The following is a 16106-nucleotide window of genomic DNA, read 5'->3' on the forward strand; positions in this document are numbered from 1 at the left end:
GCACCACCTCCTGACACCACCACGACGTAAGACAGCCCGTACCACAGAGGACTTCACATGACCCTGACCGCCGACCAGGCCACGGCCCCAACCGCCCGGCAGGTGCTGCCTGCCGAAGAGCGGTACGCCGCCGAGCTCGCGTTCCTCGCCGCTCATGACGACGGACCCCGCCCGCCCTGCTGGGCGTTGACCCCACGCGCCGTGGTCACCTTCATATGCGGCAGTGGCGACGAGACCCTGGAGTTGCCGAAATCGCGCCGTGCCGACGGCGAGCTGCCTGCCCGGCTGGCGATCGCCCCCAAGTTCGTCGGCGAACGCGCCCTGGTGGAACGGTGCGTGGTCACCCTCGCCGGTGAGCGCGGCCTGCTGCTCGTCGGCGAGCCCGGCACCGCCAAGTCGATGCTCTCCGAGCTGCTGGCCGCCGGAGTCTGCGGCACCAGCGCCCTCACTGTCCAGGGCACCGCCGGCACCACGGAGGACGCCTTCCGTTACGGCTGGAACTACGCCCTGCTGCTCGCCCAGGGGCCGACGCCGCAGGCGCTGGTCGCCTCGCCCGTACTCACCGCGATGCGGACCGGGCGGGTCGCCCGGGTCGAGGAGATCACACGCTGCCTGCCCGAGGTGCAGGACGCCTTGGTGTCGATCCTGTCCGACCGGCGGCTCAGCGTGCCCGAACTCGCGGGTACCGCCGACGCGTTGGTCGCGGCCACCCCCGGTTTCACCGTCATCGCCACCGCCAACCTGCGCGACCGGGGCGTCTCGGAGATGTCGGCAGCTCTCAAGCGACGCTTCAACTTCGAGACCGTCGACCCTATCGCCGACGCCGACGCCGAGACCTCCCTGGTACGCGGTCAGGCAACGGCCGCCGTGAAGCGGGCCGGTGCCGCCTTCGGCGTGGACGACGCCGTGCTGGAGGCGCTGGTCACCGTCTTCCGCGATCTGCGCTCAGGCCGGTCCGCCGAGGGCTGGGACGTGGAGCGGCCGGGCACGGTGATGTCCACCGCCGAGGCGGTGCAGGTCGCCGCCTCGCTCGCCGTGGCCACGGCTTACCTGCCCGGTGGCGATGTCCTCGACCTGGTGCCGGGACACCTCCTCGGGGTCGTCCGCAAGGACGACCCGGCCGACCACGGCCGACTGCTCGGCTACTGGGACGGCCCGGTGCGGCGCCGCGCCGAGGACGGCTCCGCCCTGTGGCGCCGCCTCTGGGACCTCCGGGAGAACCTGCGTTGACGATCCATCAGTCCACAATCACCGCCGTGGCCCAGGAGCCCGGTGCCGCGACCACCGGTGCCACCGACCCCCGGGACGCCGTGGCCGCCCTCGCGGGCTCCGCAGATCCGTACCTCCTCGGCGTGCGCCACCACAGCCCCGCACTGGCCGCCGCGGTCCCAGCCCTGCTGGACGCCGCAGGCGCCGAGGTGGTCTGCGTCGAGCTGCCGGCGGACTTCCAGCCGTGGCTGCCGTATCTCGCCGATCCGGGCACGGTCGCCCCGGTGGCGCTTGCCGGGATCGGCGAGGGCGGGCGGCTGGGCTTCTACCCGTTCGCCGACTTCTCGCCGGAGCTGGCCGCCATCCGCTGGGCCCGCGAGCACCGGGTAGAGGTTCTCTGCTGCGACCTCCCGCTGTCGGACCCCGGCTGGTCCGCGACCGATGCGGCACAGCAGGACACGGCGGTGCCGGACCAGGCGGCCCGCTCCGGGACCGCCTTCGCCGACGGGCTCGCCACAGCCGGAACCGGCCGCGACGGGGACGACCTCTGGGACCGCGCGGTGGAGGTGCTGGCCCCCGGCTGCGGGCCCGAGTCGCTGCGGCGGGCGGCGCTCGGCGTGGGCTGGGCGCTGCGCCAGGACGCGCGGGCCCGCGGCGGCGTACCGGCCACAGACCTGGCCCGCGAGGCACACATGCGCCATGTGATCGCGCGAGCCGGCGCCGCGGGGCGGCGGCTCGCCGCGGTGGTCGGTGCCTTCCACGCCCCGGCACTGGCTGGACCTGCCGCGGTCCGGCTCGACGCGGACGGTGCCAACTGTCCGGCGTCCAACGGAGGCGGTCGGCGCGGCGATCCGGGAGATGTTGGAGGGTCCACAGCGGGCCTCGCGGTGCCGCGCGGGACCGCGCCGGATCCGGCCGGGTCCGATGCGGTGCCCGGCGGCACCGCGCCCGGCCACGCCGTTGCCGAGGGCGGTACTCCCGCCGCGCCCGGAACCGGCGGGGCCACAGAGCCCGGACCGGACAACGGGCGGGCGCAGGCAGTGGGTTCGGCCGCGGCGGTGGCGGACGCGACCCCTGCGCCCGTCACCTCGCTGGTCCCGTACTCCTTCGACCTGCTCGACTCCCGCTCGGGCTACCCCGCCGGCATCCGGGACCCGCGCTGGCAGCAGGCCGTGTTCACCGCCGGCGGAGATCCCGACCGGGTGAAGACTGCCGCCGCCCGCGCGATCACCGGCCTGTGCCGGGAACTGCGCGCGGCCGGGCACACCGCGGGCACCGGCGAGGCCGCCGAGGCCCTGCGGCTGGCCTGTGACCTGGCACGGCTGCGCTCCCTGCCCGCGCCGGGCCGCGGCGAGTTGCTGGAAGCCGTGACGACTGTGCTCAGCCAGGGCGAACCGCTCGGCCGGGGCCGGGCACTGGCTCGTGCCCTGGAGACGGTCCTGGTCGGCACCGACCGCGGCAGGACCGCTCCCGGCACGCCGCGTTCCGGGCTCGGCCCGTCCGTGGAGGCTGAACTCTCCGCGCTGCGCCTGCCCTGTCCGGACAGCCCCGAGCCCCGGGAGGTCCGACTCGACCCGCTCCGCTCCGACCTCGACCGCCGCCGCGAGATCCTGCTCCAGCAACTGCTGGCCTGCGGCGCCGGATACGGCGAGCAGATCGAGGTGGCCGGTACCGGGGACTCGACCGCGCTCACCACCCGGTGGCGGCTCTCCTGGACGCCGGCCGTGCCCGCACGGCTGGACCTGGCGGGAGTCCGCGGCGTCACCGCCGCCCAGGCCGCCGCCGGAACACTGCGCGACGCCTTCCGCCGCGACTGCGCCGACGGCGGAGCCACCTGCGCGCTGATCATCCACGGCCTGCGCGCGGCGGCCCAGTGCGACCTTCCCGACCTTGTCGCCGACCGTCTCGAAGATGCCGCCGACGTCCTGCCCTCCAGCGCCACACTCCCTGAACTGCTGCAAGCATTGGACCTGCTGGAGACGCTGCGCCGTCAGCACCTGCCCGGCACCACTCCGACGGGGCGGGAGCGGGCCGTCGCACTGGCCGACACTCTGCTGGAGGCCGCCGTCCGCGCGCTGCCCGGTCTGGCCGGCAGCGACGAGCCGGACGATGCCGCCGCCCTCGTCGCCCTCGTCACCCGGGCCGGCGAGCACCGTCTGGGCCTGCGGCTGGACGGCGCTCTGGGCACGCTCGCGCGTACCGGCTCCCCGCTCGTCCAGGGAACCGCCCTGGCGGCCAGGGTCCTGCTGGACCTGGACGGTCCCGACACTCTTGGCGCCCGTGCAGCCGGGTGGGTCGACGCCGCAACCGGCCCCGACGGGCGCCACCGAATGTCCCGTCTGCTCACCGGCCTCCTCACCGCGGCGGGCCCACTGCTCCAGTCGGCCCCGGCCGCCCTCGGCCCGCTGCTGGACCGGATCGACGATCTCACCGACCAGGGCTTCCTCGATCGACTGCCGGCGTTGCGCGGCGGATTCGACACCCTTGCCCCGGCCGCCCGCGACCGGCTGCTGCACACCGTCACCGAACGCCTCGGCGACCGGCTCGATTTGACACTGACCGCAGCCCCGGAACTGCTCGCCCTGTGGACTGCTGCGGACACCGCCGGGCTCGCCGCCCTGCGCGCCCTGCGGATCCCCCTTCCGGACTCCCTCGCGGACTCCCCCGCGTCGTCCCTCGCGGACTCCCCCACGGACACGGCGTCCGGCCAGCCGGTGTCCGGCGTCGTGGGGGACGCCTGCGCCGTACCCCCGCCGCACCACGGTTCGGCCGCCGGGACGGGAGCGGACCCGGGAACGGGGGACACGGCAGCGCCCCCCATTCCAGCGGGCCCGGCCACCGAGAAGGCGACAGCACCCCCGGCGGCCCCGCGCCGCCTCGCCCCGGCCGACCGGTGGCGGCTGCTCCTCGGACGGCAGACCGAGCGGCTGCCCGACGGCGCACGCCGCTATGCGCACGCCCTCGACGAGCTGTACGGCGCAGGCCGAGGGGAGGGCGCCGCCGACATCGGGCGCGGACCCGACGGCAACGCCGGCGGGCAGGAAGGCTCCTTCCCCACCGCCCGGGAGTGGGCCGAGGAACTCGACGCCCTGTTCGGCGCGGAGGTCCGCGAGGAGGTCCTCGGCCGGGCCGCCGACACCGGCCGCACCGACGTCCTCGCCGAACTCGACCCTGCCTCGGTGCGCCCCTCAGTCGAACTGCTGACGTCCGTCCTCTCCCTGGCCGGAGGCATGCCGGAACAGCAACTGGCCCGGCTCCGGCCGCTGGTCCGCCGCCTGGTCGACGAGCTTGCAAGGGAGTTGGCAACCCGCCTGCGTCCCGCCCTGACCGGGCTCGCCACACCACGCCCGACCCGCCGCCCCGGCGGCCGGCTCGACCTCCCCCGCACCCTGCGGGCCAACCTCGCCCACACCCGCCGCCTCGACGACGGCCGGACCGTCGTCGTGCCGGAGCGGCCGGTGTTCAGCACCCGTTCCCGCCGCGAGGCCGACTGGCGGCTGATCCTCGTGGTCGACGTGTCCGGCTCCATGGAGGCATCCGTTGTCTGGTCCGCGCTGACCGCCGCCGTGCTGGGCGGGGTACCCACCCTCTCCACGCACTTCCTCGCCTTCTCAACCCAGGTGATCGACCTGACGGACCGGGTCACCGACCCGCTGTCGCTGCTGCTGGAGGTGCGCGTGGGCGGGGGAACCCACATCGCCGCCGGACTGGCGCATGCCCGCTCGCTGGTGACCGTACCGAGCCGCACCCTTGTGGTGGTCGTCAGCGACTTCGAGGAGGGCTACCCACTCGGCGGTCTGCTCGGCGAGGTCCGCGCCCTGGCCACGTCCGGCGTCCACCTCATGGGCTGCGCCGCCCTGGACGACACCGGGACCCCCCGGTACTCGGTGCCCGTCGCCCAGCAACTCGTCGCGGCCGGTATGCCCGTGGCCGCCCTCAGCCCTCTCGCCCTCGCCCGCTGGGTGGGCGACCGCCTGCGCGGAGAACCCCGATGACACCTCCCACCATGACCACTCCGCTCCCTCCGGTGGCCGCTGACGTGTCCGCCGCCGCCGTGGAGAACCTCAGTGCCAGGCTGCGCAAGAAGCTGGACGCGGCGATTGAGCAGTACGCCGCTGCCCCCGCCACCGCCGACGGCGACACGGTCAGCATCAGCTGCGGCGAGGACGCCGTGGTCACCCTGGCGCCGGGACGGTCCGGCACAGTCACCGATGCGGACCAGGCACGCTGCACCTGCCTGCTCGCCCCCCGCTGCTTGCATCGCGCGGCCGTCCTCGGCGCTTGCCCAGTCGCCGACCCCGACACCACACCGGCGCCGACCGCTCCTCCGGATGACGGTTCATCAGACCAAGGCGTGGCATCAGACCGAGGCGTGGCATCAGGCCACACCCCGGCTCCGTACGCATCGGCGGGCAGCCCGTCCGCGTCCCCGGCGGGCATCGGCACCCTCCCCGCCGACCCTGGGAGCGCAGGGCCCACCGCGGCCCAAGTGGCCGCCGCAGCCGGGCTGTGGTCGGCCGCGGCGGCCGCGCTCGCGGCCGGGGTCCCCGCCGCGGGTGCGGTGCCGCAGGCCGATCTGCTGCGCGCCGCCCACACCGCCCGGCTGGCCGGACTGCACCGGGCCGAGGCCGCCGCGCTGCGCGTCGTCCGCGGGCTGCGCAGCGCCCGCGCCCGGCACGACAGCCACCGCCTGGACGACCTGGTCTCCGCACTGCGCGAACTGCTGCTCACCACGGGGCTGCTGGCAGCGTCCGAGCCCGACCCGGCTCTGATCGGCACGGCCCGCCGCGGCTACCAGCCGGGCGGCAGTCTCCGGGTCCACGGGGTCTGTCGCGAACCGGTGATCAGCGCCACCGGATACGGCGGCGTCGTTACCCACCTCCTCGCTGAGGACGGCCGGTGGTTCTCGGTCGCCGACGTCAAGCCGGGCGGCCCCGCCCGCGCCCGCGGAGCAGCCACCGCCACCGTCGCCCTCGGCGCGGCCACCCTCGATCACGCCCAACTCGCCCGCGGCGGCCTGCTGGTCACCGGGGCAACCGTCTCGCCGGACGGCCGCCTGGGTTCCGGCCGCGGCGTACGGGCCACCCCGCTTGCGGGCCTGCCCTGGTCCTCCGGGCCGATGGCCGCCCTGTTCGCCCGCCCGCTGGCCGAAGCAGTCGCCACGCTGCTGTCCACAACACCCGGCGACGACCCGGAGCGGGCGGAGGCGGTCGGGCAACTCGTCGGCTGCGACATGGTGGTGGCCGGAGCCGCAGGCGATCACCTCCTCGCGCACGAGCTGCGACCTGGTCAGGAGCAGGCGCCCTCCGTGGACGGCTCACCGGCCGCGCCGACCGGTCCCCTGATCCGGCTGGTGCCCGCCAGCGGGCACCCCGATCTCGCCCACACGGCCAACCTCCAGCAGCTCGCCTCCCGCCCCGGCCTCCGGATACGCGTGCTCGGACGGCTCGACCCGGACCGGGCCACGACCCTGCGCCCGCTCGCCGTCGGCCCGGTGCCGTACGCCGAGGCGACCCTGCGCCTGCCCGCAGGCTGGCTGGACCGGGCCGATCTCGGATACGACCGCCTCCAGGGCTCGCATCTCCCGCCGCGCGAGGCGTGTCCCGCCATGCCCGCACTCGCGCATACTTTGCCCGACCCGATGGCCGACGCCCCTCTGTGGCAGTTTCGCCACCTGGTGGAACTGGCCGTCGCCGGAGGCCGCCGGTCGGTCGGCGAGTTCGCACGCACCGGTGGCACCGTGGGGGGTGACGGCTTCGCGCCGCTGCGCCGCGCGGGCTTCCAGGCCGCCGCCGAGTTGGCCGCCCAGCTCGCCGCCGAGGCGGACCGCCGTGGCCGGGACGCCTTCGGCCGGCTCACCGACCCCGACACCGACCGCTACGCCTGGGCGTGGCTCGGCACGGCCGTACACCTCGCGGCGACCGAACGCGCGCTGGTGCGGGCCTCCTGGCACACCGTCGGCTGACCGGGCCCAGCCGCACCGGCCCGCGTCACCCCGAGTGGGCCACGCCAGCAACACCCCCGAACACCCCGGCGCAGTGCCCGGCCGCCCCCAAGCGGGTGGCCGGGCGCCGGCGATGCCTCGCAAAGGTCGGCCGAAAAGGACAGTTCGCCCGTGGCCGGTCGGAGAACCTCCGTACCCGGCTACGTAGTTCTACCGATGCTTCCGACAAGGGCCGATTGGGAGGCTCAGCCCGGAATGGATGCCCGGTCGGCGGCGTGGGTTACAGTCTCGCTCTACCCCCTGATACACGGCACGTCCACACAGCTGGGGGAGCCTTCTTGGGGGATACGAAGATGCGGACCGAACACGTGGACCTGCCCGGATACGAGGTCGTCGAAGTCCTCGGTCAGGGCGGGTTCGCCACCGTGTACCGCGCGCGCCAGCTCGCCGTGGGCCGGGAGGTCGCGCTCAAGATAGACGGCCGTGTGCTGTCCTCCGCCCGCGACCGTCAGCGGTTCATGCGCGAGGTCACCGCGGCCGGACAGTTGTCGGGCCACCCGCATGTGGTCGCGGTGTACGACGCCGGTGTACTCGCCGACGGCCGCCCGTACATGGTGCTGGAACTGTGCCCGGGCGGTTCTCTGGGCGACCGGCTCCACCGACACGGTCCGTTTCCTCTGCAGGAGGCGCGAGATGTTGGCGTGCGCATCGCCGACGCGTTGGCCGCGGCGCACGCCGCCGGAGTGCTGCACCGGGACATCAAGCCGGGCAACATCATGATCAACCAGTACGGCGGGGTCGCTCTTGCTGACTTCGGGCTCGCCGCCATGCCGCGACCGGGGCACGAACTGTCGGTGACGAGGGAAGCGCTGACCCCGGCGTACGCCCCGCCGGAGGCATTCCTCCTGACCGATCCAACGCCGGCTGGGGACGTGTACTCGCTCAGCGCGACCATCTACGCCCTTGTACTCGGCCGCCCGCCCCACTTCCCCGAAGAGGGCAGCCTCAGCATCGCGGAACTCATCACGCGGCACGGCCTGCCCATACCCGACCTGCCGGGCGCACCCCCTGCGCTGACCGAGGTCCTCAGGCAGGCCATGGCCCCGGACCCCGCCCACCGCCTGCCGAGCGCCGAGGCATTGCGGGACGCCCTTGCCGGCCTCGACCTCCACAACACCACAGCGCCCGCCGCCCCGTACGTCCAGTCCACCCCGGCGAGCGGGAATCCCCCGCTGCCGCAGGCGACACAGGGCTTTCCGTCTCTGCGTTCAGGAAGTGGCGCGGAGACGCAGCCCGTCGTGACAGCGGGCCGGGGGAGGAAGGGTCTCCGCCTGCGGTTGGTCGTCCCGGTCCTGACACTGGCCGCGGCCGTCCTCGGCACGGCCGGAGTGCTGGCCTACCAGAACCAACAGTCGGCCAATGAGTCTGCCTCGCCCTCTCGCACATCCACAGGAGGCACGACTCCCGAAGGCGAGAAATCGTCCGCCAAGACTGTTTTCAAGGTGCCGACGACCACCAAGGACTGCCCGGCGGCATCGGTGGACGGTGTGAACGGCCGCTGCACCACAACCGCCGAGTGCTGGGGCGGCATGGTCGTCATAACCGGAATCGTCAGCGTCAACCGCTCGGACTGCACGGTTGAGCACCCGTGGGAAACCTTTGCCATCGCCCCGCTGCCCACGGACGGGATGACCATCAACCAGCAGGAACTGGCGAACCACCCGGACGTGCGCAAGCTCTGCTCACGCGACGTCATGACGAAGTCCCGGCTGGGTAAAGCACTGAAGATCGCCCCCACCGGGTGGACTGTCGATGTGCTCCCGCCCTCGCAGACCGAATACACCAACGGTCTGCGCGTATTCCGCTGTGTCGCCACGGTCACCGGAGAACAGTCGTCCGGCACCTACTTCCGGCCCCGATCCAGCACGATGCCTTAACAGACCAGTCGACGGCCGCCTCCTCCGCACGGGCGGTGTCCTGCAACTCCCGCAGGGCAATGGCCAGATTGACGATCGCCTGCGTGTCGGCGCGGATCGCGCGTACTTTCACACGCGATCCGCGCACGGCTGCAGCGCAGGGTATTCAGCTCACGCCCCTCAGCCGGATGGCACACGGGCCGTGATCGGGTCAGAACGCTGGGACGTCTGCTCCTGGGTCAGAAGCCCGCGTCGGAGAAGCCGACGTCCGTGAAGCCGGGGTCGGAGAAACCGGGGTCGGAAAAGCCCGGGTCGGAGAAACCGGGGTCCGTGAAGCCGGGGTCGGAGAAACCGGGGTCCGTGAAGCCGGGTCGGAGAAACCGGGGTCCGTGAAGCCGGGGTCGGAGAAACCGGGGTCCGTGAAGCCGGGGTCGGAGAAACCGGGGTCCGTGAAGCCGGGGTCGGAGAAACCGGGGTCCGTGAAGCCCGGATCCGTGATGGGGCCCGTGAAGCCCGGGTCGGAGAAGCCCGGGTCGGAGAAGCCCGGATCCGTGATGGGGTCGGGCACCACAGGATCCGGCACCACAGGATCCGGCACCACCGGGTCCGTGATGGGGTCCGTGATCGGATCCGGCACCACCGGGTCCGCGATCGGATCCGTGATCGGATCCGGCACCACCGGGTCCGCGATCGGATCCGTGATCGGATCCGGCACCACCGGGTCCGCGATCGGATCCGTGATCGGATCCGGCACCACCGGGTCCGCGATCGGATCCGTGATCGGATCCGGCACCACCGGGTCCGTGATCGGATCCGTGATCGGATCCGGCACCACCGGGTCAGCCGGCGCCGGAGGGTTCTCCGGCGCCGGGTCGACGGGTGGCAGCGGGTCCGGCTCCGGGGCCGGCGGGCCGACGAGTCCCTGGTTGCCCAGCTCGTGAATGACCGCCCCGTTCACTGCCGGAGTCAGAGTGTTGGCGATGAGTGCCTGGCCGAGGTCATTGGGGTGGTACGAACCCTGCACGTTGAGGAAGTCGAGGCCGTTCAGGCCCTCCTGCGGTGAGAACAGCTCGTGCCCGGACAGCGCCTGTGACACATCCGCGTACGTGACGTTGGCACCGGTCTGCTGCGCCGCCAGTTGGGTCGCTTGCTGGTTCAGCGAGTTGATGGTCGACCCGAACTCATTGACCAGCTGGGCCTCGCGGTTGCTGATCAGCAACTCGCTCACGGGCGAGGGAGAGCCGCCGGGGATGGTGTCGGGCATGACCTTCGGGTAGCCGAGGGTGACGATCGTGGCGCCCGGAGCGGCCCGGGAGGCGATGTCCTGGTACACCGCCGCCTGCGCGTCGAGGTACGTCCCGTCCTGCAGCGGTCCCATCAGGCCGGGAAACTTCTGCTCCGTGGTCGACTCCCTGGAAGTGACCACGGTCTGCGCCAGGTTGCCGAACCCCGCGTCGTTGCCGCCGACGCCGACGATCACGATGTTGGCGCCGTTGACCGCGTCTATCTGAGGCGAATGCTCGAACTCCGTCCCCGGCCGTACCGTCTCGTACAACGAGGCGCGGGTCGCCCCCGAGACCGGGACGAACGTCACGTCAAACGTCACATTGGGATTCTCCTGCGCGATCTTGTCGATGGCCCGGAGAGTCGGGGCGGACGCGGACTGATGGGCAGGGTCGATCTGGTTCAGGACCGAGCCTTCGGCTCCAGTCACCTGCACGGTCTTGTACGTACCCGCCGAAGCACCCTCGCCACTGGTGTACGAGTCGCCGACCACGGTGATGCGGACGTGCCCCGGGTCGCCGGCCGCCGCATTGGCTGTACCGGCGAGCGACCCGAGCAGGGCGGAGACTCCGATCGCCTGGCCGCTGACGATCGCTGCGCGACGCACGACCGGGTTCTGGCGTTTCGGTCGGGCATGACGCCCATGACGTTTGGTCACAGAACAGACCTCTCCTGGGGGGTTGGCATGAATTGGGAGCCTCGGGGAAAACGGGTCCGGCCCCGGGCTCACGCTGAGTCTCTTCTGCCAACCAGGCCCGTAGCATTGGGGAAGACCCCACAACTTCGGCCGCCGCCGACGCCGTCCGGCTCGTCGTCATCCACTCGCGGTCACAGGCCACTCGGGGCCTGGAAGCCTGCCGATGTCCAGCTGGTCCGTGGGACCCTCGGCCCGTTGGAAGGCGGCGTTCCCGAAGCGCCCGAGCTCGCGCCGACCGCGCCTCGGCGACATTGGGGATTGCCAGTGGCAAAGCCCCGCAGAGGCTCCAGGCCGCGTTCACACCCTTGTTGACCCAGCTGGCCGCCCTGGCTCACCCGGAACGACTCGAAGACCGAGCGCCTGGTCGTAGCAGCCCGCAGGACTCGACTGAGAGCCTGCAAGCTGGGCCACACCTAAGGTGAGGCGGGCACGCCCGGGCGGCCTCCACAGGTGGCATACATATGCGGCTGTTCCGCGAGGAGACGGAGCCGTCGCGGAATCAGTGGTCGACGGAGGCATGGTGGAGGATGCGGGCCAGGGCAGCGCGGGAGGAGACGTCGAGTTTGCGGTAGATCCGGGACAGGTGGGTCTCCACCGTCCTGGGGCTGAGGAAGAGCTGCTCCCCGATCTCCCGCGAGCGTTTGCCCGCAGCCGCTAGTTGGGCGATCTCGCGCTCCCGCTCGGTGAGCAGGCCCAGCTCCGCCGGCCCCACGGCGGCCGCTGAGGAGCGAGCGGACCCGCGCGTCCCAAGCTTGCCCCGTACCCGTATCACCTGCTCCCGGACGCGCAGTGCCCCGCAAGTCCGGGACACGAACATCGCCGTGTCCAGCCACTGCAGTGCGATCGCCGGGCCGTGCGCCGCCTCGACCGAGCGGGCTCCGGTCACCAGAGTCCAGGCGTGCTGCACCGGCATCCCGGCGAGCCGGAAAGCCTCCGCCGACTGCTCGAACAGCTTGGCCGCCGCGTCGTACTCGCCGTCCGAAACATGGAGCAGGGCCCGCGCCTGGTGGACGTACGCCTGCTGGACGGGCAGTCCCAGCTGCTCCGCCGCCGCGTCCGCGTGCCGGGCCCAGCGGCGGGCGGCGCCTACGTCACAGCATTGGAGCGCCGCCGTGGACAGCATGGCCAGCAGCGAGGGGCGGAACGGCCGCTGGAGCAGCGGAAGGTTCTCACCGCCCCCTTGCTCGAGCAAGGTCCGCAGGCAGCCGGAGGGGTCCCCGTTCATCAGCTGTATCTGGGCCAGCAGTCCGGCCGCGGAGCTCACACACCAGTTCCGGCCGGGCAAGGTATTGCGGGCGCCCTGCTCGGCGAGTGCGACGATCTCGGCTGCTTCCCGTCGTCCTCGGGCCCACATCAGTGCAGAGGCACGCATGGTCATGGCCAGCCCCACCGCGTCGTCCGCCCCGATGGCGCGGGCGAGGCCTTCCGCCTCCCGTGCCCGGTGCTCGGCCCCGTCCAGTCGCCCGGTCCACTGGTCGAGAGTGGAGAGCCACAGTTGATGATGCATCATGATGCGCTGCTGCGGGCCGCCACTGGCGATCGTCAGTCCCCGGCGCAGATGCCGGGACGCGTCCGAGAAGCGCTCCATGTAGAGCTCGGAGCAACCGAGCATGGCGAGCAGTTCGGGGGGACGTGCCACCCTGGCGTCCGGCAGGGCGTCGACCAGCCTTGCCAACTGTGTGGCTTCGGGTGCGGCTGTGGTCAGGTCTCCGCGGTAGGCGTCGCCGCATGCCGCGAGGACCCGAAGCTCCATGTGTGCCGCATCGTCGGCCTTCGCCGTCGCCCGCGCGGCCTCGCGGACCGTCGGGCGTGCCCGCTGGTAGGTTCCGCGCAGCAGGTGCACCAGTCCGTACTGGAAGGCCAGTTCGGCGGCCTGGGCGGGCAGGGGCCGCGGCAGCCGATCGAGAGCGGTACGTGCCAAGGCCTCGGCTTCTTCGTACCGGCCGAGCAGCCGCTCGATCCCGGCGCAGACAGCGTATGTACTCAACCGCAGGTCCGCAGGGAGGTTCGAGGGGTCGCGCAGCAACTCATGGGCGAGGGCGCGGGCTTCCTCGAGACGTCCGGCGGCGGACAGGGCGCGACAGCGGGCGAGCATCAGTGTGGTGCGGGGCGGGCTGTCGCGGTCGTGGCCCGGCAGGGCGTGCAGCGCCAGGCGCAGCCACCGGGCCGCGGTACCGGGGTTTTCGGCAATGACCTCTGCTGCGCCCTCGGCCAGTACACTCAGGGCCGCGGTGCTGTCCGCGCCCAGGACATGTTCGGCGTGCCGGGCCCGCGCTGCGGCGGAGGCACCGCGTCGGGTGAACAACTCCAGCGCCCGGCGGTGGACCGAAAGCCGGACGCAAGGCTCCGTACGCTCATGGGCGACATGGCGCAGCACGCGGTCACGGAAGGCGAACCGCCCGCCACACGCCAGCGGTCGCACCACGTCGCCACGGCTGAGCTCGGCCAGGGCACCCAATGTGCGGCCCAGACCGAGTCCGGAAACCTCCGCCACGTCCGCAGGGCAGAACAGGTCACCAAGAACGGCCGCCGCGTCTGCGGCCGTAGAAGCGTCCGGAGTGAGCGCATCCAGCTCTGCGGTCAGCCCCGCCACCTCACGCAGCAGCCCGTCCCGGTCGGCACCAGGGCGTTCCGGGTACCCGTCGGGCCGCCACCCCGCGGCCACGAGAATCCGGACACTGCGAGGGGTGCCCCCGGAAGCGTCATACAACGGCCCGGCGTACGCACTGGAGTCGAGCCGCCCATTCGAGCCGCCGCCACCAGCCAAAGCCTCACCGCTGGACGCCATACCCGCCAAGGCGGAAGAGCCCACACCCACCCGCCAGCTTTCGAGCAGCGTGGCCACCGCGCCGGGGTCCAGCGGAGCCAGTTCGATGCGCACCACGGATCCGGTCTGCACACCGCAGTCCAGTGCCTCAAGGAGCGCGGCGGGGGTCTGCCGGGGGCGGTGTGCCATGGCGAGAAGGAAGGGACCGGACATGGGGGTGCGGATGAGCTGGGCGGCGAGAGCCGCCGACTCCTGGTCGCACAGGTGGAAGTCGTCCAGCAGCAGCAGGCCTCCTCCCCCCTCTACTGCCCAGTCCGCAAGAAGGGTTCGAATGGCGCGGAACAGCGATCCGTCGACAGTCAACGGCCGCTGAGGTGCCGGCGTCGCGCCGAGACCGTCGGCGGTGGCCGGAAACCGGCAGAAGCCTGACCGGTCCCCCCAAGCGTCCCGGAACACCTGGTACGGGGCAGTGCCCCGGCGCGTGGCATGGGCTCGCGCCACCCGAACCCCGCGCCTCTCGGCCAGCTCCGCCAGAACACCCAACAGCCGGGTCTTGCCGATGCCCGGATCTCCCGCGATCTCCAGCACAGCGCCCCGCGTGGACCCGAGGGCCTCCACCATCCCCGCGAGCCGGGCCGTCTCCGTTTCCCGCCCGACCAGGGGGCCGTCGGTCCCCAGTGACGGCACGGCGAACATTGATCTCCTTCCGAGTTCTCCACTGCGGGACGAATTACGTGCAACGGGCTGTCTTCCGGCGGCACCCTGGGAACGCCGCAGGCAGGCACGCATACGCCCCCTGTAAGCGCATACATATCCTTGACGGCGGTTCACTCGGATCGCAAGGGTGCAGGTCTCAAGCTTTAGCAAAGGAGGCATATCTGGAATTTCAGATTCCACTGAGTGCCCGCACGCCAGAATGACCCTCTGAGGCAAAGGGCGAGAGATGTGGCTCACGCCGCGTCGTAGCCGCACTGTCGCGCCGAGCCACCGTCACGATCACCGCCACCGACGGCATCACCAACGCGGGCGGGCGGTGCGCAGATGGCCACCGGCGCCACGGCTCTGCTCTCCCTGGACCCGGAACTCGCCACCACCAACGCTTCCTTGGAGCAGCTGGTCCGCGACGCCTACGGCAAACGCAATGCGGAAATCCACGGAGACCACCAACCCGACCCAGGCACCCTCCACCTCCCCAAGGACACGCCAGGAGGGTCCTCGAACAGCGCTCCCGCGTCTGGGCACGGACCACGAGATCGCTGCCTGGGCGCCACGGGGCGCCCGGCGCCGCAGCCTGGCGGAAACTGAAAGCACGGGGCCGTAAGGAGGAGACATGAGCGAGAGCTCCATGGGCGACGAGGTCTACCAGCCGGACGGGTCCGAGGTGCAGGACGACGCCGGACTGCTGGACGCCGAGGACACGCTCGAGAATCCCGCGCTGCAGATCCTCTCCGACGGGTACTCCCCGCCGGAGAGGCCGTGGGCCGTGGAGCGGGTGGGCACCACTGCAGCGGAGCAGCGCCGGGGCGAGAGCCTTGATGAGCGGCTGGCCGAGGAGGCACCGGACGTCACTGTTTCCGCGGGCGACGGGCTGGGGGACGCCTGGGACACCGACGGCGAGCTGATCGACGACGAGGTCGGGGCGGACCGCGCCGGCCGTCTTGTGGCCCCTGACGAGGGGGCCCACTCCGACGAGGAGAAGGATCTGATCGCTACCGACATCGGCATTGACGGCGCCGCCTCGGCGGAGGAGGCGGCGATGCATCTGATCCCGGAATCCGAGCAGTCCTGATCCGCCCAAGGCTGCGGGGGCCGCGCCGCTCGGCGGCCCCATCAGGACATCCGGCGGTCAGTCCCCGGAGGCCGGGGACGCGTAGCGGCGCTGGAACCGCTCGATGCGGTCGGCGATGTCCGTCACTCGTAGCTTTCTGCTGTCCGCACACTCCACGCGCTGCGCGGAGTGTGCGGTCGAGTGCCTCAGGAACGCAGCACCCCCGGCGCGGGCACGGAAGGCGACCGGGCGGGAGACGGGGTGGGATGCGAGGCTTCAGGCGGGGTCCTTCGCATGAGACGGGAAGATCCTGGCCCTGTGCACAGACCCACACGATCAGTGACCTGATCCTGGTTGACGGTGTCGGGCAGGACTTCACGGCCGCCGGCTACGCGCAGTAAATCCGTGCAGCGATCGCGGCGGCCACCGACAACGGCAGCTGACCTTGCCGCTCGACTTCACGCGGGGTGCCGGACCAGCTGCTCAGCGACGCGTCGCCGGCACTCGCCTGCTGCCCGGCC

At 72.3% G+C, this 16106-nt stretch carries 7 protein-coding genes; 5 read left to right on the top strand and 2 right to left on the bottom strand.

The features are described 5' to 3' along the window. The first annotated feature begins 57 nt into the window (after positions 1-57). The 4 genes from QFZ67_RS02305 to QFZ67_RS02320 all read left to right on the top strand — a co-directional run bounded on the left by QFZ67_RS02305 (position 58) and on the right by QFZ67_RS02320 (position 9090). Positions 58-1230 carry an AAA family ATPase gene (locus QFZ67_RS02305; RefSeq protein WP_307659399.1) on the top strand — a complete coding sequence of 391 codons (1173 nt, stop codon included), beginning with the start codon at positions 58-60 and terminating at the stop codon, positions 1228-1230. Positions 1231-1247: 17 nt separating this feature from the next. After that, entirely contained in the window at positions 1248-5204 is a 3957-nt protein-coding gene (locus QFZ67_RS02310) for a DUF5682 family protein (RefSeq protein WP_373430198.1), read from the top strand. Positions 5205-5215: 11 nt separating this feature from the next. Further along, positions 5216-7174, top strand: a complete 1959-nt coding sequence (locus QFZ67_RS02315; RefSeq protein ID WP_307659401.1) for an SWIM zinc finger family protein — start codon at positions 5216-5218, stop codon at positions 7172-7174. A gap of 332 nt (positions 7175-7506) precedes the next feature. Beyond that, positions 7507-9090, top strand: coding sequence for a serine/threonine-protein kinase (locus QFZ67_RS02320; protein WP_307659402.1), 1584 nt, complete (start codon positions 7507-7509; stop codon positions 9088-9090). Positions 9091-9280: 190 nt separating this feature from the next. Here the strand turns inward: QFZ67_RS02320 and QFZ67_RS02325 are convergent, their stop codons facing one another. Continuing rightward, positions 9281-10960: a GDSL-type esterase/lipase family protein gene (locus QFZ67_RS02325; RefSeq protein WP_307659403.1), complete on the bottom strand. Its 1680-nt coding sequence runs from the start codon at positions 10958-10960 to the stop codon at positions 9281-9283. A 589-nt stretch (positions 10961-11549) separates the two neighbouring features. Then, positions 11550-14513: a LuxR family transcriptional regulator gene (locus tag QFZ67_RS02330; protein WP_307659404.1), complete on the bottom strand. Its 2964-nt coding sequence runs from the start codon at positions 14511-14513 to the stop codon at positions 11550-11552. A 634-nt stretch (positions 14514-15147) separates the two neighbouring features. Between QFZ67_RS02330 and QFZ67_RS02335 the strand changes: the two genes are divergently transcribed. Next, the gene (locus QFZ67_RS02335) at positions 15148-15606 is read left to right on the top strand and encodes a DUF5709 domain-containing protein (RefSeq protein WP_307659405.1); all 459 of its coding nucleotides are present in this window, start codon (positions 15148-15150) and stop codon (positions 15604-15606) included. The last annotated feature ends 500 nt before the right edge of the window (positions 15607-16106 follow it).

Source organism: Streptomyces sp. V1I1 (genome assembly GCF_030817355.1).
Taxonomy (GTDB): domain Bacteria; phylum Actinomycetota; class Actinomycetes; order Streptomycetales; family Streptomycetaceae; genus Streptomyces.